We start from the raw sequence: 19,262 nt of genomic DNA on the forward strand, positions 1-19,262 counted from the left end.
CGCAACTAGTGCAGCGCAAAACAAGTCCTTAAAATGACTATTTCACACTACTTTGTTTGAATTCAGACATGTCGTTTTGAGACAACCCATAGTTTCCGCGATTAAGAGAAAGCTAATATAAAGATAACAAGTCGAGATTTACAAACTATAATATTTGTTTAGTATTTCCTCCACGAGATGTCAGCTTGGGAGAAATAATATGTCCATTGACGCGCCCGGTGTCGATATTCGTTACCCCACGGACGGACCACCACTAATTGCTGAGTTGAGCACCTCGGTTACTGCCTTTGTCGGCCCGACCCGCGTCAAACCCGCCGGTTCCGGAGGCAACATGGTGGTGCAGAAAATCCGGAGCTCCGATGAGTTCCTGCAGTCCTTTGGCACCCCGGGCGCCAATTACGGTCCGGTCTCCCTTTCCGGCACCGACAAGACCGACGTGGATTTGATGGGCCACAACATTCGCGGTTTCTTCGCCAATGGCGGATCGGAAGCCTATGTCATTTCGACGTCGGGCAACGGCGCTGCAACCGCTTCCCAGACCTATGCCTTTGACGGCGAGCCTCCGCTCAAGTTCAACGCAATCGCGGCCTCCGGTGGGCTCTGGGGCAATCAGGTTAGCGTGAGGATCACCAATTCCGCGGCCGCCAACCGGGTAGATGTCGAAATAACCTCCACTCTCGCCGGAGATGACGGCGATGTGGTCCGCACCGAACGCTACACCGCGGTTGAGGCGACTGCCGCCTCGATGACGGCACTGGCCTCTCAATTCGTGACCTTTGTCGCAATCGCGGAGGATGAGGTCGTTGCCGGGGCGCGGACGCTGGATCTGACGGCTGCGGCTGCCGGGATAAGCTTCGATCTGACCGGTGGCGCCGATTCCGGCGCACCGGCCGCAGATGCCGTCAGCTCGGCGATTCCGGAACTCGAAAAGCTCGAGGATGTCAGCCTGATCGTTCTGCCCAACAATGCCTGGCGCAACACCGATCCGCTGACCGCCAATGATGACTATCTCTTGATGGTGTCCCATGCCGAGGAAATGCAGGACCGGCTGGTCCTGGTGCATGTCGATGATTCCGTCGCGACCTTCGAGGCCAATGCTGCGGGCCTGCCGCTTTCCTCCTACATGGCCGCTTACTACCCCGCCGGCAAGATCGTGATCCCGCTGACAGGTGACGCGCTGTTGACGCAATCAAGCGGGCTGATCGGCCATGTCGCCGGAGTCTATGCCCGCTCAGACAACCAGATCGGCGCATGGCAAAGCCCGGCCGGATTGCAGGCCGACTTACGGGCCGTCACCGAATTGAGCAAACCGCTCAACCGCAAACAGCAGGCGCCGATGAACCAGAACGGGGTCAACGCGCTGCGCATCGTCAACGGCATCCAGACCGTCTATGGCGCACGCACGCGCGATATTGGCGGCCTCTATCAATATGTTGCCGTGCGACGGACGGCCTTCCTCATCGGCGACAGCCTGAGAAGCGCGCTGCAGCGGGTTGTCTTCGCGCGCAACATCGAATCCACCTGGCAGAATGTGAAGACCGCGGTCAATGGCTTCCTGCGATCCCTGTTCAACCGGCAAGCATTCCAGGGTGCGACGGCCGAGGAGGCCTATCAGGTACTCTGCGGCCTCGGCGAATCCATGACCCAGACCGACATCGACAATGGCAAGCTCATTGTCCGCGCCCGTTTCAAGGCCGCCAAACCCGCAGAGTTCATCACCGTTTCGATAGAGCAGATACTTCAGGGTGAGACCTGATGAGTGCCATTTGCCGACACGACACCGCGCCCCAGGGAGATTGAGACATGGCTGAAATCGGACTCTTTGACCCGTTTCTCACATTCAAGTTCAAGCTGTATTTTGACGGGGGTGCCCAGCCTGTGGCCGGAATCCAGAAAGTGGGGCCCATCAAGCGCAAGACCGAAGCGATCATGTGGCGCGATGGCGCCCATCCGCACAATTCCCAATCGGCCATCCCCGGCGGCAGCACCTTTGAAACCATCGCATTCGAACAGGGTCTTGGCCTTGATGACGGGCGATTTGAGGACTGGGCGCTCTCTGTCTCTGACTGGAAGAACGGCGACGGCGCTTTCAAGAAAGCCAATTACCGCCGGACATTGCGGATCGAGTTTCTCGACATGACCGGCCAGCTCGCCCAGACCACCGGAGGCAGGAAGCTCAATTATGTTCTCGATGGTGCCTGGGTCTCCGAATACCAGGCGCTGCCCGAACTGGATTCCAAATCCATGAACACCATCGGAATCAGCTCGTTCACCGTGAACATAGAGGGCTGGCATCGTCAGCAATAGGTGAGTGATAGCATGAGGGCGGGCAGCAATATGGTTGGCGCATATCCGGAGCCCGCTCACAGCCATGTCCGGATCGACCTTCAGGCGCGTCTGGACTGCATCGCCGCCATGATCGCGGACGAAAACGCGGCCGCGAGAACCTCCAGACTGATTTCCGTCCTGTTTGAAGATATAGCGGAAAGCCAGGCCGACAGGCTTTCCTCGAACCAGAGGCAGGTGCGGCTGCTACAGAAAGCTCTGGAACTGGGCCGGTGGCCGGCGCATTTCGTCACAACCTGCCGGCATTGCAAGGTTCTGTCCGATGTAACGGTCTCGCGGCAGGATTTTCAGGATTCGATCCAAAGCCAATGCCCTGCCTCCTGTCAGTTGACGCTCAACGGGCAGACGCTCACCTTCCGCGCCCCCACCGGCATCGAGGAAAAGACCGTGCTGGAGGACGCCGGCCTCGGCAGCGCCGCCTTGCTCGGCATCCTGCATGTGCCGCGCGACGCATCGCCCGCGGCAAACGGGTGCGAGGATGGCGAAGCATTGCCGGCTGTATCCGATGAGGATGCCGACGCGCTGCTGGTGAAAATCCTTGAAGAGTGCAGCCCCCCGGTCGGCGTTCTCAACCTCGATTGCCCCTCCTGCCAGAACCAGATCAGGTTCTGGTTCGACAGCATCGACTGGATTTCGCGTCATGTCTGGTCGGCCATCGACGAGGTGACTGTCCTGGCCCGGGCCTTCGGCTGGACGGAAGAAGCCATCTGCGCCCTGCCGCAATCGCGGCGTGAGCTTTATCTGAAAGAAGCGCGGGGGATGGTGCAATGAGCGGCATGCACCTGTTCCGGGCAATCGCATCCCAGCGCCGCTTTGACGTGGATACAGCCATTCCCAAGCCGGGCGCGGGCATTCCCGAGAACCGGTTTGCCGCATCCGGAAACCCGGACGCGCTTCTGATCGTGGATGATTTCACTGAGCCGGAAGACCAGCCATTGGCCCCGCAGGCGGACATGGACACTGCCGTTCACGGCACGGCGGACGGCATCAACGCACAGCTGGCGGACAACACGCGGAAAACCACGCCACTGGACTCAGAAAGGGACCTCACTCCCAGGACTGATGCCACGCGCGAGCCTCGGAATCACCGACCGGCTGCGCGCACCGTTGCACGAGATATTGCGGACGACGCGGAGCAAAACGCGTACCAGCCCGCCCAGGGTGGACCAGGCCGGACTGACGAGCCGGCGCCGGCCCTGCCCCGGATCGGCGACTTGGAACCGACCGAAACGCCGGGCACGCCCGGCAGCGACGTCATCCGTTTCCGCCGTCCGCAAACAATTCCGGAACAACCCGGTAGACAGCCTTCGATCGAGGAACGGGTGCTGCAGGAAATGTCCCGGCTCTCGGGGCTGGAACAGGTCGAAGATAATGCTGCCCAGGATGTCTCCGGCTTTGACGGCTTTGTCGATCCGCCGCGGGCGCCGGTGCATGATGTCCCGTCCGCCCCTGCGAGGGCGTCGGACACGCAACAGATGGCGTTTCCCGCGTCGGAAAAATTCGCCCCGTCCGGTTCCGCCGTGCAAGCCGCGCCGAGCCTTTCCATCGGCCGCATCACCATCAATGCCGAGACACCGCCGCCCCGGAAAACGCCGGAGCCGAAATCCCGGGCGCCGGATGTTGCAGGGCAGCTTCGCCGCGCCGGTCTGCAAAGGTTGTGACCGGTGGCTTTCGCACCCAGCCATTTCGTAGATGTCATGGGCCGCATGCGGCAGGTGCTGATTGATGAGCTCGCACCGCACATTCCCGATGTCCAGGTGGAAGTCGGATACCCGGCACAGTTCAAGGTCGGCTCTCGCCCGCTCATCACGCTGTTTCTCTACCGCATCGAGCGCGTTGGACAGGCGGTCGCGCCGGATCCCGGCCTGCCTGTGGGTCTGGCGCTGCACGTGCTGTTGACCGCAATGTCTCCGCCCATTGCCGGAAACGCCAGCATCGAGACCATCGGCATGCAGGAACTGAAAATCCTTGCCCTGGCTGCCCGGGTCTTTGGCGGGGATTATGATCTCGGATCCGTTCCGATCGCCGATGTGCCGGAGATCGGCCTGCTCGCGAAGATGCGGCCCGAAGATCTGCACGCGAAAGTGTCGCTGCAGAATCTCGACAATGAGGACATCAATCACATCTGGATGACCCAGACCGACACACCCTATCGCACCTCGATCGGCTACACCGTGCGTTACGGCCTGCTCACGCCATTTCATGCGCCGGATGAAGGGCCGCAGGTTCTGTCGGTCGAGCAGGACATGCAGGCCTATGACACAGCCGCCACGCTGCCGCTGCCGACTGATCCCGCCGAAAGCGTCCCGCTGACCCGTGTCTCCACCATCAACGGAGCCTTCATGCTGCTTGATAACGGCAAACTGGCGACCTCGACGACGGTTGAGCGGGACACCGACGAGACCACCGACATAGACCTTTCCCTCATCACCAGTGCGCATGATGCCATGCCGGTGGCGCTGGAGCTGGATGTGCTCGGCGCCGACAATGTCTGGGCGGAAGATGACGAGGACAAGCTGTCTCTGGCCCTGGTCAACGCGGTTGCAGCCCGTGATCTGCCGCCGGATCTCGCCGATGCGGCTGTCAGCGCCACGATATCTCCCTCGGGGACCGACACCGGGTTTCGCATCCGCGCAGCCCGGCAGGATGGCGCCGCCTTGCCATTGTTTCCTTCAATCGTTGTCTTGGTGGACCGCCCGCCCGGGGAGGCGTGACCATGCCTGACTTCGTCACACTGGACACGGGGAGCGGCGCCGATTCTCCTCTCATCAACCGCCTGGCGGCGGAATGGGAGCGGGCGTTCCAGCTTCTGCAGATTGCGGTCAGCCACCGCAAGGACAAGCCGGTCAGCCCCGACATGATGAACGCGCTGGCCCAGTCTTCGATACAGGTCGACACGCTGCGAAAATCCGGCGGATGGAAGCCGGTCGAGAATCTGACCGGGTTTCGCGCCGGCGGCAACCAGCTGCTGTTCGACCTGGTCGCCCTGGCAATCCTGCCCACCGTGCGGCCGTCCGCGGTCTTCGGCCTGATGAATTTGCAGCACCCCGCATCGACCGACCCCGCCCCCACTGCGGCCGCCATCTATGACATCCTGGCTCTGGACGGTCGCGATGACGCGGATTTCGCCCGGGCGCTGGCCGACATCGATGAGCTCGCCACGCGCGGCATCATGCGGTGCGACGGCGTCGGGCCGCTGAGAAGCTTTCATCCCGGCGCCCTGCTGACCACGCTGCTGTCTGGCACCGACCAACCGGTTTCCACGCCGGGAGGCGTCGTCCGCATGCCGGAGGGCAAGCCGCTTGAGACAGTGATCCTGCCCAAACAGAACATTCCGCGATTGCTGGAGGTTCTCGACATTGCGCGCTTCAAGGATCACGCGCGCAAGAATGGCGAGCATCTGGGCGGCCCGCTGGTTCTGCTCGCCGGTGGTCCCGGCACCGGCAAATCCTACGCGGCAAGCGCGCTTGCCCGCGAACTCAAGCGTCCGCTCTACCGCGTCGATTTCGGCATGGTGATGAGCAAATGGGTGGGCGAGACCGAGCGCAATCTCAACAGGATATTCGATTCGCTGAGCGGTCTGGGCGCGGCACTTCTGATCGACGAGGCCGACGCCCTGCTGGGCAAGCGCGTCATGGTCAAGGAAGGCCGCGACCAGTATGCCAATGCCACTGTCGGGCATTTGCTGGCCCGGTTTGAACGTCACGATGGCGCGGTCTTTCTCACCACCAATCTGATGGAGAACATCGACGACGCCTATTTCCGGCGGTTCGATTTCGTCATCGGTTTCCCCCGTCCCTCGGAAAGCGCCCGCAGAAAGATCTGGAACAACCATCTGCCCGGCGAATGCACCGGCGATGATCGCTTCGCCCTGATCCAGATGGCGGGAACGGTCTCCCTCACCGGCGGCGAGATCGCCAATGCCGCGGCCATGGCGCGGGCCTTCGCCCATGCCGGAAACACCCATGTGTCCGCCGCCCATCTCGCCCATGCGGTGTGGCGCGAGGTGACCAAGACGCCTCGCACGGTGGCCCGGCGCGATCTGGCAGCTCTTGCCGACTTCCTGAAAGCGGAGGAAGACTTGTGAAACCCCTGTCTCCCAGCCGCAATGGACTGAGCATCGGCTCGATTTCGATTGATGCCGGTCGCCTGAGCGCCGACGAAGCGCGTGCTTTCGGCGAGCGGCTGCGCATGGCGGTGGCCGGACTTGATGTGCCGAGCCTGACCAGACCCGTGCATATCGATGCCCTGTCGGTCCGGCTCCCCCAGTCCAAACGGCTGGCCACGCCCTCGATCAGGGCCGACGCGGTCCGCCACGCCCTCAATGACGCCATCCGGAACCATCTCGCCACCAAGGGAAGACTGTCATGAGCGCTCCCAGCCGCGGCGTCCTGATCGAATACACTGCCGCGTCCGACGCGATCATCCTGCCGTTTCAGTACAATATGGAAACGATGACCCGGACCCGCGGGGCCGCGTTGAAGGTAGCGGGAAGCGCAAGCGTTGGCGGCAGTTTCGCATTCTCGACGCCGATGGAAACACCGCGCGTCATGCAGAGCGCAGAGCTGGAAGACGAGACCCTGTCGATGGAGCTGATCTTCAGCGCCGGCGATTACATGGACCGGGATGGCTGGGAGCTCGGCACCGCCGGGATCGCGCCGGTGCTCGACGCGCTGCGATCGCTGGTCGAGCCGCGGTCGCAAAGGCCGGGCAGCATGCGGATCATGGGGGAACTGGGGCTGCTCGGCGACCGCGCATTCCAGCGCGATGTCTCGCCTTCGGTCGTCCTGTTCGTGGCCGGCGCCTATGTGCTGCCGATGGCGATGAAGAGCGTCAGTTACACCATCGAGGAATTCTATCCCAACCTGGCGCCAACCCTGGCCCGCGCCCAGATCGCCATGCAGATCATCGAGGCGAACAATCCATTCATCTTCGCCGAACGGCTCCGCCAGCAACGCAGCGCGCTGCGGCTGAAGGAACGGCCGGAATCCATCATCCCCGACCTGAAGGACATCTTCTGAGGACGCCATGGCAGAGAGACCGGAAAATCGCTACTCAACAACCGCGCCATTTGTTCCGCAGATCGGCGACCCCAACCCGTTTCGGGGATTGAAACCACGCTTGGTGCGGACCTTGCCCGGCTATGTCGAGCACACGCTCGCGCCCAGCGACCGCCTCGATACGCTCGCACTTTCCTATTTCGGCGACCCGCGCCTGTGGTGGGCCATTGCGCAGGCGAATCCGGCCGTCTTCTTCCCGGCCGACCTGGTCTATCGCGCCAACAGCGAGGAGGTTCCCGTCGCAGCATTCGGGACCATGCCCGCCAAGGCCGGCACCAAGATCCTGATCCCCCGCAAGCCGGAGACATCGACATGATCCCGAAGCTGCCGTCGATCTTTCCCGAAGGTGCCTCCGGCCCGGCTTCGCCGAAGATCTTTCTCGGCTCGTCCCCGGTTGAGGCCTCCGATGTCTACGGCTCGCTGTCGACCATCAAGGTCAACACATCACGCAAGGGACCAGCGCTCGCGACGATCGAACTGACATGTTTCCGGGATGAGGCCGGACGCTGGCCGATCATCGACAATGGCTATTTCCGACGCTGGAAGGCCATCCGGCTGGAAGTCGATTTCGAGGCCTTCAGCCAGCACTTGCTGACCGGCTACATCCTGAAAATGACGCCGGAATTTCCCGAGGATCGCGCCGAAGCCAAGCTGACCGTCGAAATCCAGGATGAGACGGCCCTTCTCGACAGGCAGCAGAAGGAGCGCATCTGGCCAAGCGACGGCTCCGGGCAAAGTGTCAGCGACGATTTCGTCGTCCGCGCCGTTGCCAACGACTACGTGCAGCCGCTGAGCCTGTCGCCCTACTCCGCCGAAGGCCAGATTTCCCGGACGCTCAATCAGTCCAAGACCGATTATGCCTTTCTTCTCGAGCGCGCCGACGCCAGCGCGTATGAATTCCGGATCGTCGACAGCGAGATCTATTTCGGCCCGCCCCGGCTGAGCAGCTCGGCACAACCGGCACTGCTGGTATATGCCGGTGGTGATACCAACACGACCGGTTTCAAGGTGGAAGACAGCGCCGACGCACCCGAGGCCGCAAACGCGGCGGCCACCGACGCGGCATCTGGCGCCGTCAACGACAACCGGATCACGCCGGACCTGCCGATTCTGGGTGATGTCGCGGTGGAAACCGGCGATGGCGTAGCGCCCTATGAGCTGCGGGTCGCCCCCCAAGGCGATCTGTCCGAATCCGCGCTGCGGGCGCTGGCACAAGGCCAGATCAACGAGGCCAGTCTGTCGATCCGGGCCGAATGCGAGATCGACGGCACGCTCTATGGGCATGTCCTGCTGCCGGGCCAGCTGGTCGAGGTCGACGGTGTCGGCGACCGTTACGGCGGCGCCTGGTATGTCGACACGGTCGAGCATGAGCTCGATGCACTGGGCTACAGGCAAAAGGCCGTTCTGCTTCGCAACGGCGTCGGAAGGGAGGTTGTCTGATGGCTGACATCGACATGTCCTCGATCAACGACGTACTGTCGGAGCTGCAGACCAAGAAATATGGCCGCTACAAGGGCGTCGTGACCGACAACATCGATCCCGACAGACGCGGACGTGTGAAGGTTCAGGTCGAGGCCGTGTTCGGTGCCACCGAAACCGACTGGATCGAAGGCATCTTCCCCCTGGGCGGCAATAGCGACGAGAGCTTTGTGTTCGTTCCGGCCATCGGGTCGATCGTGACGGTGGAATTCATCGGCGGCGACATTTCGGCCCCGGTCTGGACAGGGACCTATTACGCCCCGGACGTCACCCACACCGAAGCGCTCGATGAGGCGGGTGATGTGCTGTCGCTGATCCGGACTCGCTCCGGCCTGGAGATACGAATCCGCGACGATGGCGAAAAACACTCGCTGAAAATCCTCACCGCAGAAGGCGCCGAGATCGGCGTGGACGAGGACGGCAACCTGAAAATGACCGACAAGAACGGCGCCGGTGTCGAGATTGCCGCCGATGACAAGAGCGTCAAGCTCCAGGGCCACGGCCAGGGCAGCCTCACCATCGATGACAGCACCGTCACGGCGACCGATGGCAGCGCGTCGATCGAGATCAGCAACGGCAACATCACGATGGATGCCACCTCCATCAAGCTCAATGGCGACCAGGTCGACCTGGGCCGCGGCGCCTCCTCGCCCATCCTCAATGCAACGGCCTTCATGCAGCTTTACGCGGCGCATGTTCACACGCCGGCGCCACCCGGACCGCCGACCCCGCCGATTGTCCTGCAGGCCGTCAAACTGCTCAAGGTGAAGGGAGCATGAGATGAGTCTGCCTGATCCCATCAATGCACCCGGCGCCTATCTCGGCTTCCCCCTGCGCATCAGCGGCGATGGGGCACGCCAGTCCGGGCGCAAGCTCCATCTCAAGGAACTGGTGATCCAGTCCTTGCTCACGGCTGCCGGCGAACGCGTGTTCGTGCCGAATTTCGGCATCGGCATCCAGAGATTTGTCTTCGCCCCGATGACCGAAAACCTGTGGGAGCGCATTGAAAACAGGCTGATCGGCGATCTGTCCGAAATCCTGCGCGGCGATGCCGACACCAACAGCATCAGCGTTTCGGCCCGGCCCGATGCCGGGCAATCGGAAATCCTGCGCGTCGTGGTCCGCTACAGGCTGATTGCCATCGATCGCGAAGACAGTGTCGAACTGGCCATCAGCGGCGATGACATGATGAGCGCCGAAACCACCCAGAAGGAGCTTCGCTGATGGCCGAGCGCCCGCAACCCGAACTGGTCTGGGATGATGGCTGCCCCGATTGCGGCACCCGAAACACGGCTCTGCCTTCCGGCAGGGTTCCGGTTCTGGATGATTTCGACTGGTCGGTGCGCGATTTCGAGGGTTTTCGGCGCGTCATGCTCGAAGAGCTCGCAGCCGCTGATCCCGCCCGGGAGAAATGGACCCAGGGCGATCACGAAATCGTTCTGGTGGAAGTGCTGGCCGCAGCCCTCGACCGGTCCAGTCACGCACTCGACGACATCTTTTACGAACGTTTCCTCGAAACCGCGCGGCGCCCGGCCTCCGTCGTCCGCCTGCTTGAAGCCATTGACGGACGTGATGCGGCCGAATGGGCAATCGAATCCGTCATCAGCGTCAAGGAGGCGGAGGAATACGGCTTTGCCTCCACCGGCGGCGGCGACCGGAGGCAGGCCTTGCTCAACGCACTCGCGGCACGCCCGGACTTCATTCCGCTTGCCAAAGCCGCAGGTTCCTCGGCCCTGACCACCAATATCGCCCTGATCACCCAGGAAGACGTTGACCGGGCCCTGCTGGAATGCCCTGCCGTCGTGCAGTCGAGCACCCTGTTTTCGCTGGAAAAGGGCCTGCAGATCTATGGCGCGCGCATCCTGCTCAAAGGTTCCGGAGACCTGCTGCTGCACGATCTGGCGGGCGGCCTGCAGGAAGACGATTTTACCGATTTCAGGGACTGGTACGACCGGCGGGAGAATCTGACGATTCCGCCTGCAACCGACGATCCTGACAGCGGCAAGGTCGACGAAGACACCCTGAGGAACATGACGATCCGCACGGCCATCAAGCGGGTTCTAGAACCGCTACTGCCGGTAGGCTCGCGTTTCATGCTGACCGATGGCAAGCGGGTCGGCCTGTATCTGCGACTGTGCGTCAAGGTCGCGTCCAACCGCTACAAGTCGGAAATGCAGGCGGCTGTCCGCGCCGCGCTGCGTGCCTTCTTTGACGCCTCGTCCTGGCCCTTCGGCCTGCCGATCCGCGAAAGCGACGTGATCGAGGCGATTGCCGGGGTTGATGGCGTCGAGGGCATCATCATCAGCCGGATCAACATCGTCGGGCGTCCGCAGCTTTCGACCCGCATTGTCGAACCCTTGCCGGATGAAGCCATTGTCTTCGATTTTGAAAGCCCGTCGCCGACCGACGGGTACCTCGTTCTCGAAATCAAGGGAGGACGGCCAGGATGACCATGGCAAGGGATCTCACCCGCTGGAACCGGTCGGGCCTGTCCCGGTTCGACTATGTCAATGGCGGCGCGGCGGAGTGGCTGGAAGCGCTCAGGGTGCATTTCCTGCAATTGTCGGCCGGAAAGAACAATGGCAGCGTCCTGCCCGCCGCGCTGCCAAGCGATTCCGGCGAGTTTTCCGCCATGCTGGCGGGCGACAGCGCGCTCTCCATGGACGAACTATCAGCCCTTGGCGCCACCTGGCAATTTCTCGAAGCCCGCGAAACGGATCCGAAATTCAGGGGCTCGAACCGGGCGCGCAGTTTTGAAGAGGGGGTTCTTGCCCGCTACTACAACAATTCGCCTGACCAGGCGCAGCATATATCCCGCGCATTCGCGCGCGCGGTCTATCTGCTGTCGCGCTCGCTCGATGCCTATGCGCAGGAAGGCTTCATAACCACGGTCACCCAGCCGGAAAACATGCGCCGGCTGCTGGCGATGACCGGCTTCCGGGCCACTCCGCCCTCATCCGCTCAGATGCCTGTCGCGCTGATCCTGAAAGCGGATTCCGCAGACGAGAGTTTCGAGGCCGGCCTGCAGATCGAACCGAGGGTGCCAGGCGAAAAGGCGCCGCTGACATTTGAAAGTCTCGATCCGGTTGACGCGACGCCGGTTCTGAACAAATTCGACGCGGCCGGTAAATTCGAGCCCAGCGTGGCCTGGTCCGGCAACAGGACATCCGAAACCCTGGTCCGCTTCACCACCCTTTCTGCAGTCGAGGGCGTTGCCCGGCGCTCGATCGGCCTTTTGCTTCGCAGCAATGGCGCGCCCTTGCCCTTGCGCGTTGTCGAGATAGACGGCCGGCAGATCTCTGCGAACAGAATTCCCGCGGCAGCAAGTCCGGCCCAATCCGAAAGCCTGCTGCTGGCGCCATCCGTGTCGGCCGTGCCCCGGAAGACAGGACCGGGCTGGTATCCCTTGAACAGGGATCACGGATTGCGCATCGGCATGGCGGTGGCACCTTCTGCCTCGGCCACGAGCGGATACAGGATCTCCGCCGTTGCGGGCAGCGATGTCTATCTGACCGATCGCGACGGCGCGCCTGCCACCGCATCCATCTCGCAACTGTTCGAGGCCGTGCCCGAATCGGTGTTGGCGAATGCGAGCCGAAACGCGGCTGCCGTCCCGCCGGTGCCGACACTCCCCTTTCTGCTCAACACCTCGCCCGCGGATCTGAACGCGCTGACGGTCAGTCCGAGCGCCGGCCCCTTGCCGGTCAGCGACAGCATTCGCAACAGCCCGGAGAAACAGCTCTTCATCGACAATGTGGATGTGAAAGTGCTGGAACCGGGAGCGTGGCTGGTTGGCGAACTCGAGGATGGCGGGCTTGCAGCCTTTCTCATCATAGCCAGCGGCCAAGCCGATGACAGCACCTGGGTCGAGCTGGAGGCAGCCGACGGCCAGGACACCATCCACGCGATCAGAACCATCACTGCCGGCTTCAACGCCTCGCCTGTGATCGCCCGTGAGAAGCGCTCCAACAGCCCGCTGGTCCAGGCTGGCGGCATGATCAGGACCGGGCTTGCCCCGGACGCGATTGCGGAAACCATTCTGGGCCGCAGGCGAAATTTTCTCGTCGTTCCCGACGCGCCGGCCGGCGGTGCCGCCTATGCCATCTCCGGACGGCTGCAAAGGCAGGGCCAGTTTCTCCGCATCAACATCGACACCGGCGCCGCGCTGCAGGACTTGCGCAACAGTGCCCTCACAGCGGGCAACGTCAGCATCCATGGCAATGTCGTCACCTTCGGGCACGGCAAGACCATGCCGCCGACACCGCTGGGGTCCGGCTCCGGCACGGTCGAGGGGCAGTCCTTCAGTTTTGCCGGCGGGCCGCTGGCAACACGTCTCTCCGCCTTTGACGAAGGCGGCGTCGCCCCCGATCTGACGGTGCATGTCGGCCAGCGGGAATACCGACGGATTTCCTCGCTGGACAAGCTCACGGGAGAGGATGAGGCCGTCTATGACATCCAGGTTGATGTCGACGGGCGAAACCGGTTCATCTTTCCGCGCCGATTGCCCACTGGAACCGACAATGTGGTGATCTCCCGGCTGCGCATCGGTGCCGGCGAAATCGGCAACAGGGTTCCCGAATATGCCGTCACCAAGCTGTCGAAGTCGAAGGGGAGCATTGCTTCCGTGGTGCAGCCGCTGGCGCCGCAGCTTGGCCGCGACCTTCAATCGATCGAGACCCTGAAAAAGGACAATGGCAGGGCCATTCGCAATGTCTCCCGGGCCATCACCGACGAGGATTTCGCCATACTGGCGGAACGCCACGCAGGGGTGTGGCAAGCCAGTGCGCGCTCGACCATTGACGGCTTCGGCGGTGGACGCATCGTGGTTGCGGTCACCATCGTGCCGGCCGGCGGCGGTTCCATCGATAGCCTCACCGCGCCTCTTGCTGCCAGTTTGCAAGCCGCGGCCATCCCGTCGGTTTCGGTGCAGATATCGCGTTTCGTGCCGGTTCGGCTCACATGCAGCCTGACCTGCGTTTTGAAAAGCGGCTACACGGCCAGCGACGACATGGTGTCCGAAATCAAGGCCATCGTCCTGGCCCGCTATGGCCTGCAATATCGAACCATCGGCGACACGCTGTTCGTTTCGGGCATCGTCAGCGCCGTCGAGGCGCACCAGGCGATTGATTATCTGGATATGGAAACGGACCTCAAACCGGAGGCGAACGGAACCCTGCCTGCGGTGAAGGTGGTGCGCAATTCGGACGACAGCCTGCAATCCGTGATCGCCGGCAAGACCGAAAGCATCTTCATCGAAAGCGATGACCTGACCGTCGTCCTCACACCATCAACGGAGCGGTGAAATGGCAAATGATGTCTTCGACAGCCGCGTTGGCGCCCTGCTCTACAGCGAAGTCCCGGAGGTCTATCGCCTGTATGACGACCGGATCGCTCCCGGCGATGCCGGCGAGGCCGGACGCAAGGGCGATCTGGAGGCCTATCTCTACGGTCTCGGGCATCTGCTCGATCGCTTCGATTCCACCCTGGTTCAATTCTATGCCGATGGGTTTGCGGTCCCCGTCGAGGAGTTTGACGGCCGTTCCATGCAGCCTTGGCTGCTGTCCTATTACAGCAACCTGTTCGGTGTGGAGCTCCGGTCGCCGACACATGAAGGCCGGCTCAATGAATTGCGGCTGAGCAACTGGCTGGTGCGCCGCCGCGGAACAACCATCGGCATAGCAGAGGGCGCCCGCGCTGTCTTAAACCAGGCAAGTGTCGCGGTGCATGGCATGGACCGCATCTTGCGCGCGCCGCATCTCAAATCCGGCCTGACCACGCATTTTGAAGTCAGCCGCATCTGGCACCCGAAGGACGCGGTCATCATCGCCAAGCCATTGCCCGGCGGCGCCGAGGAAGTGAAGGGACTGTCGGCGCGCCGTCCCCGGAATCATGGCGGACTGCCAAACGGCACCCCGCATTTCGGAAAATTCATGCGCGCCCGCGCATCCGGCCTGGAAGCCTCCGACGCCGAAAGATGGCCGGCCGCGCTTTCCACCGGAACCACGGAGACGCCGGGTTTCGTGGTCAGGGACCGCCGCGGCTATCCCTGTTTCCCCGAGGGCTATGATGACCGTTCGATGCGCACCCCCGATATCCGCCAGGAGCGACGCAACCGCCGCAAGCATGTCGGCCAGACCAACCCGCGCACCCTGACGCTGTTTGTCAGGCCGCCGACAGGGATTTTCACCGGCGCGGAAACGGTCGTAACCAGTTCGAACCCGATTGAGAAAATACAGAAAATTCCACCTGGAACACCTCCGGGCCCGGCGACGGTCGCTGTGAGAGCGCAAAGACCGCTGGTCGCCGACAAGGAGATCCTGCACCGGCGCAACCTCATCAAGATCAGCAAGAAAACCGCCAATGACGACAACGGGGGATTTCGCCAGAACGCCAACGAGCTTCTCATTCGCGATCTGAAGCTGGACGGCGAGATCCTCATCACCCAGACGGACGGATCGGGCGACAAGACGATCATTTTCGAAAACTGCGCCATCCGAAAGGTCACCATCAACAGGTATTCGGCCCGGACCGCCCATGTCTTCGCGCATAACTGCATATTCGACGAGTTCTACCGCGACACCCATCAAGGCACCGGCAATGTCATATTCGAATATGTGACGATCATGGGCCGGGCGCGGATCGGACGGGTCTTTGCCTCCGACAGCCTGTTTGCCAATCTGCAAGTGCTGCAATCGCCCGGAAGCGACTGGTTCGGATGCATCCGTTACAGCCGGCTGCAGGCAGGTGCGCTGTCATCGGAAGACCGGCGCTTTCACGCCTACAAGTCCACCGAAGGCGGCATCGATTTTCTGCGTGTGCCCTGCCTGGCCGACCTTGATTCCGAGGAAGAGGTTCCGCCCCGGATCACCCGCATCGCTGCCTTCGGAGAGCCTGGATATGGCGTCCTTGATGATCAGGCTCCGACGGAAATTGCCGAAGGCGCAGAGGATGGCGGCGAGATCGGCGTCTACCACCGCGCCGCGCATCTGGCAGCCCTTGGCGCTGCCGGCGACAAGGCGCGCGATCTGATGCCGCCGCAACAGGGAATCTACATCCGCTACGACAACCGGTTGATGGTTCCGCTTGAAATACAGGACTAGGGAGAGAAATCATGAAGGGTGAAATCGGCAGACTGAGCCACGATCCGGCGAAGCGACTTTCCCTGCTGCCTCTGCAGGCGGGCTCCATGGTCACGGCGGAAGATCGTACCGAAGCCGACCAGATCCTGGCGGAATTGACCACCCAGGTCTCAAGGCTCGCCATCCGCACCGGCGTGCCGCAGGATGTCGGAATCCTCGATTTTGAAACCCGCACCACCAGCACCGGACGCGAACGCCTGGCGGTGTCACGGATCAAGCCCGGATTCTGCGTGGCCGGCGGACGCGTCGGCGAACTGGTCTGGGACGAGCTCGACAACCCGGTCGACTTCATCGGCCTGGAAGCGGACGAGATGGATGGGCCGGTACTTTGCTATGCAGATGTCTGGGACATGGACCGCTCGGCCGCTTCATTGCCGCGCCTTGTCGACGCGGCCTATCTGGGCGCCCGGACGTCGAATGCCTCCCAGCGCGTAGTCCAGATCAAGACGATGCCGGTTCGGATAGACGAGCTGGATGATGCGGCGTATCGCGATGCATTTTACAACCATGACATCCGCCTGCCACGCTTCGGCGTGATGCGGCTCATCTCGGTCGAACTGACCGATCCTGTCGACAGCCAGGACCCCTGCGATCCCTGCGCGACCGATTTCAATGATGAAGCGATCAACATCGGAAATCACCTGTTTCGGGTCGAGGTGCATGACAGTGACCTTGCCCAGCCGCATATGACCGCCGATGGCAAGGTCTTTCCCCATGACGGGGCTGACTCGCCTTCCATTATTCTCAAATGGAGCCGGGACAATGGCGGCCTCGATTTCGAGCGTTCGTCATCTGCCGTCGACGATCTCAGGACTGACGCGCGGTATCAGACCGCCTTGTTCGAGTTGACGTCCTTGCGCGGGGATCAACGCCAGGGCTCGAAGCTGCGCGGCGATGAGCGGCATTCGCGCCTTGTCGATCATGACGGCCTGCTTGCAGCTCTCGATGCCGATGAAGATTTTGCCTTCATACGGATATGGGACGGAGCGGCAGAATTCAGCTTCGACGGCCCGAACTCGGTGACGGTCAATCCGGTGGCAAATTCAGGTGCCGTTGCCGAATTGAGCAATTCACCCGATCCAGGCGTCCTGATGGTCAAGACAGCCGGCTTCGCGCTGAAATTCGCCGGATTGTCGATCGAGGAGGAGACGGAAGTGCGCGGCTTCGTCTTTCCGGGCGATGCATGGGTAGTCGAGATCCGCGAATTTGCCGCCGGAACACCTGAAGAGCCCCAGCTGATCTGGAAACAGGAACCGGTCGCGGTGCATCATGACTATCTCTTCATCGGCCTCAGCGACGAGGGCAAGTTCCTCTTCGATGATTCCACCGACATACGGGACCGCAATTTCCCGCCGCTCACAGATCTGGAAGCGCGCGATGTGTTCTTTGACAATGTCCGGGTGGGAACCGATGCCGCCAATGTCCAGGAGGCGATCGAGGACCTCTATTTCCGCAATTCCGGCGGATGCGGCGAAATCCCGGTGCCACCGGGGGTCAATCTGGCGGACTTCCTCGACAGCCTCTGGGCCACCGGCGTGATTGCCAATGGATCCGACCTGAAAATCTGCCTGGGCGCGCGGACCCATCTTTTGGACCGCCCGGTCCGGTTTCAGAACCTGGGCCATGTCACCATCACCGGAACCGGGGATGGCAGCACCGTTCGGATCCGCGTCGGCGATTTCGGCATGCAGTTCATTGGCTGCAGCAAAGTGTCCTTGCGGGATTTCAAGATCACGCGATCTGATGATCTGGTTTTGTGCCTGAACATCGAAAAATGCAAAACCGTATCGATGCAGGATATGCATATTGCCACCACGGGCAGTCCGAAACAATTCAAGCAGCATTCTGTCCGGATATTCGACAGCAAGAACGCCTCGTCAATTCAGCCGGATGTGACAATCGAGAAATGTCGCTTCATGGCAGCCCCACACAGCTCCGCCCTGCTGATCGTGGATCCTCGCAGACTTGTGGTGAGAGACAATATCTTCACCGGTACCAACCAGAATTTTGATTTGAAGAGTTTCCTCGAGCACAGCAACGGGAAGCAAATTCTGGCTCGGACACTGATGGACAAGATCGCGATGTTCGATCGGAAGATCGGCAACGAAACCTTCAACACGCTCGCCGAGAACGGGCACACACGGAGGATTCGCGTCAACATCGGCCAGGAGGTATGGGCGAAAAATGAAACCCAGTTTCTGACCGACTATGATTTTGACGATGTCGATTTCTGGTTGAAGATCTTCCGTTCAAACCGCACCAGCGGGAGTAATTACTATTCCTATACGCGTTCCTTTCGCAAGGCTCTGGCGAGCTGGTTGACGGGTGACGGCGACAGTTCCGTCTCACTCGACTCCGTCGCAAGGGCGCGTCTGACACAATTCGGAGAAAAGATTGGAAGGATGGTGCCCAAATCAGCAGCTGATTCAGCGATCTCGGTGGCATTCAATTCATCCCCTGAAATCACATTGGAGAATGATTTTACGGGAGGCCCCGATTTGGCCACGCCGGTCCTCGCCCAGTCTGACAATATGAATTCGGTTCTTGTCACCGGGAATTATATCGAGGGATATGCGCGGGGCATCTCGGTTGGCGCGAGTAAGAAAGGTCAGGCCGTCATCTATGATGAAGAGGAATTCCCCAGGATGGTCAGCGGGTTCTTCAGCTATTGCGGCCATGTGACCATCTCGGACAATCACATCCGATTGTCACTTCCTGTCTACCTGTCCGGCCGGTTTGGAGTTTTCGTCGGCAATGCCATCACGGCGACAATATTGCACAACCGGATCGAGAACCGGTATGCGACCGAATTGGAACCCCGGACGGTCCGCTGGCAGAACAGCGATGTCAAAGCAGGAAATTTCAGCAAGGTCACGCTCGGCATGCAGGACGTGCCTGACAGTCAGGGCGTGCGGCTGTGGGGGAATTACGCACAGCATGTCGACGTGAGCGGCAACAGCCTTTACGGATTAAGAACAGGAATTCAATTCAAGGAACTGAATCTTGCTGTGGCACAGAATGGATCTGTTTCAACACCAATCAAAAACGTAAGCTTCGAAAGAAACAGCTATTTCGGTCCAGGCGAGGCATTAATGAACTTAACCTAGAGCCACATTCCTGTTATACTTCATTCACCCGAGCGGTTGCTCGCTTGGTGTGTGGTTGGCGGAACTCAAGTGTCTCGCGAAAATTCCCGTCGCTTCGGCGACGGGAATTTTGAATTGCTACCGCAGATTTA

Annotated in this window: 16 protein-coding genes; all 16 read left to right on the forward strand. The window is 61.3% G+C overall.

The genetic code is table 11. The features are described from left to right. Positions 1-199 precede the first annotated feature (199 nt). The 16 genes from OEG82_RS21540 to OEG82_RS21615 all read left to right on the forward strand — a co-directional run bounded on the left by OEG82_RS21540 (position 200) and on the right by OEG82_RS21615 (position 19,131). Positions 200-1,756: a phage tail sheath C-terminal domain-containing protein gene (locus tag OEG82_RS21540; RefSeq protein WP_267614388.1), complete on the forward strand. Its 1,557-nt coding sequence runs from the start codon at positions 200-202 to the stop codon at positions 1,754-1,756. Between the two features lie 47 nt (positions 1,757-1,803). Continuing rightward, the gene (locus OEG82_RS21545; protein WP_267614389.1) at positions 1,804-2,307 is read left to right on the forward strand and encodes a phage tail protein; all 504 of its coding nucleotides are present in this window, start codon (positions 1,804-1,806) and stop codon (positions 2,305-2,307) included. A 30-nt stretch (positions 2,308-2,337) separates the two neighbouring features. After that, positions 2,338-3,117 (forward strand): hypothetical protein, encoded by a 780-nt coding sequence (locus OEG82_RS21550; RefSeq protein WP_267614390.1) that lies wholly within the window; start codon positions 2,338-2,340, stop codon positions 3,115-3,117. Then, positions 3,114-4,007 carry a hypothetical protein gene (locus tag OEG82_RS21555; RefSeq protein WP_267614391.1) on the forward strand — a complete coding sequence of 298 codons (894 nt, stop codon included), beginning with the start codon at positions 3,114-3,116 and terminating at the stop codon, positions 4,005-4,007. Before OEG82_RS21550 ends, OEG82_RS21555 begins: the two co-directional genes overlap by 4 nt. 3 nt (positions 4,008-4,010) lie before the next feature. After that, positions 4,011-5,060 carry a Pvc16 family protein gene (locus tag OEG82_RS21560; protein ID WP_267614392.1) on the forward strand — a complete coding sequence of 350 codons (1,050 nt, stop codon included), beginning with the start codon at positions 4,011-4,013 and terminating at the stop codon, positions 5,058-5,060. Between the two features lie 2 nt (positions 5,061-5,062). Continuing rightward, entirely contained in the window at positions 5,063-6,433 is a 1,371-nt protein-coding gene (locus tag OEG82_RS21565) for an ATP-binding protein (protein ID WP_267614393.1), read from the forward strand. After that, entirely contained in the window at positions 6,430-6,717 is a 288-nt protein-coding gene (locus OEG82_RS21570) for a hypothetical protein (protein ID WP_267614394.1), read from the forward strand. Before OEG82_RS21565 ends, OEG82_RS21570 begins: the two co-directional genes overlap by 4 nt. Further along, a complete protein-coding gene (locus tag OEG82_RS21575; protein ID WP_267614395.1) occupies positions 6,714-7,367 on the forward strand; it encodes a hypothetical protein in 654 nt (217 codons plus the stop codon). The genes OEG82_RS21570 and OEG82_RS21575 overlap by 4 nt, the downstream gene beginning before the upstream one ends. Before the next feature lie 7 nt (positions 7,368-7,374). Then, on the forward strand, positions 7,375-7,722 hold the full coding sequence (locus OEG82_RS21580; protein ID WP_267614396.1) for a hypothetical protein: 348 nt from the start codon (positions 7,375-7,377) through the stop codon (positions 7,720-7,722). Next, a complete protein-coding gene (locus OEG82_RS21585) occupies positions 7,719-8,846 on the forward strand; it encodes a phage late control D family protein (protein ID WP_267614397.1) in 1,128 nt (375 codons plus the stop codon). Before OEG82_RS21580 ends, OEG82_RS21585 begins: the two co-directional genes overlap by 4 nt. Beyond that, positions 8,846-9,664 (forward strand): phage baseplate assembly protein V, encoded by an 819-nt coding sequence (locus OEG82_RS21590; protein ID WP_267614398.1) that lies wholly within the window; start codon positions 8,846-8,848, stop codon positions 9,662-9,664. The genes OEG82_RS21585 and OEG82_RS21590 overlap by 1 nt, the downstream gene beginning before the upstream one ends. 1 nt (position 9,665) lies before the next feature. Next, positions 9,666-10,109 carry a GPW/gp25 family protein gene (locus OEG82_RS21595; RefSeq protein WP_267614399.1) on the forward strand — a complete coding sequence of 148 codons (444 nt, stop codon included), beginning with the start codon at positions 9,666-9,668 and terminating at the stop codon, positions 10,107-10,109. Then, positions 10,109-11,335 (forward strand): hypothetical protein, encoded by a 1,227-nt coding sequence (locus tag OEG82_RS21600; protein WP_267614400.1) that lies wholly within the window; start codon positions 10,109-10,111, stop codon positions 11,333-11,335. Before OEG82_RS21595 ends, OEG82_RS21600 begins: the two co-directional genes overlap by 1 nt. Continuing rightward, positions 11,332-14,187 carry a baseplate J/gp47 family protein gene (locus OEG82_RS21605; protein ID WP_267614401.1) on the forward strand — a complete coding sequence of 952 codons (2,856 nt, stop codon included), beginning with the start codon at positions 11,332-11,334 and terminating at the stop codon, positions 14,185-14,187. Before OEG82_RS21600 ends, OEG82_RS21605 begins: the two co-directional genes overlap by 4 nt. A gap of 1 nt (position 14,188) precedes the next feature. After that, on the forward strand, positions 14,189-15,985 hold the full coding sequence (locus OEG82_RS21610; protein ID WP_267614402.1) for a hypothetical protein: 1,797 nt from the start codon (positions 14,189-14,191) through the stop codon (positions 15,983-15,985). 173 nt (positions 15,986-16,158) lie between these two features. Beyond that, on the forward strand, positions 16,159-19,131 hold the full coding sequence (locus OEG82_RS21615; RefSeq protein WP_267614403.1) for a hypothetical protein: 2,973 nt from the start codon (positions 16,159-16,161) through the stop codon (positions 19,129-19,131). Positions 19,132-19,262: the final 131 nt, after the last annotated feature.

Origin of the sequence: Hoeflea ulvae, assembly GCF_026619435.1 — a bacterium.
Classification (GTDB): domain Bacteria; phylum Pseudomonadota; class Alphaproteobacteria; order Rhizobiales; family Rhizobiaceae; genus Hoeflea; species Hoeflea ulvae.

Bases quoted from the DNA above. Each gene is read 5' to 3' on its own strand.
- OEG82_RS21580 (WP_267614396.1), top strand. From the start codon at position 7,375: ATGGCAGAGAGACCGGAAAATCGCTACTCAACAACCGCGCCATTTGTT.
- OEG82_RS21545 (WP_267614389.1), top strand. From the start codon at position 1,804: ATGGCTGAAATCGGACTCTTTGACCCGTTTCTCACATTCAAGTTCAAG.
- OEG82_RS21600 (WP_267614400.1), top strand. From the start codon at position 10,109: ATGGCCGAGCGCCCGCAACCCGAACTGGTCTGGGATGATGGCTGCCCC.
- OEG82_RS21540 (WP_267614388.1), top strand. From the start codon at position 200: ATGTCCATTGACGCGCCCGGTGTCGATATTCGTTACCCCACGGACGGA.
- OEG82_RS21565 (WP_267614393.1), top strand. From the start codon at position 5,063: ATGCCTGACTTCGTCACACTGGACACGGGGAGCGGCGCCGATTCTCCT.
- OEG82_RS21605 (WP_267614401.1), top strand. From the start codon at position 11,332: ATGACCATGGCAAGGGATCTCACCCGCTGGAACCGGTCGGGCCTGTCC.
- OEG82_RS21590 (WP_267614398.1), top strand. From the start codon at position 8,846: ATGGCTGACATCGACATGTCCTCGATCAACGACGTACTGTCGGAGCTG.
- OEG82_RS21595 (WP_267614399.1), top strand. From the start codon at position 9,666: ATGAGTCTGCCTGATCCCATCAATGCACCCGGCGCCTATCTCGGCTTC.
- OEG82_RS21610 (WP_267614402.1), top strand. From the start codon at position 14,189: ATGGCAAATGATGTCTTCGACAGCCGCGTTGGCGCCCTGCTCTACAGC.
- OEG82_RS21555 (WP_267614391.1), top strand. From the start codon at position 3,114: ATGAGCGGCATGCACCTGTTCCGGGCAATCGCATCCCAGCGCCGCTTT.
- OEG82_RS21575 (WP_267614395.1), top strand. From the start codon at position 6,714: ATGAGCGCTCCCAGCCGCGGCGTCCTGATCGAATACACTGCCGCGTCC.
- OEG82_RS21550 (WP_267614390.1), top strand. From the start codon at position 2,338: ATGGTTGGCGCATATCCGGAGCCCGCTCACAGCCATGTCCGGATCGAC.
- OEG82_RS21585 (WP_267614397.1), top strand. From the start codon at position 7,719: ATGATCCCGAAGCTGCCGTCGATCTTTCCCGAAGGTGCCTCCGGCCCG.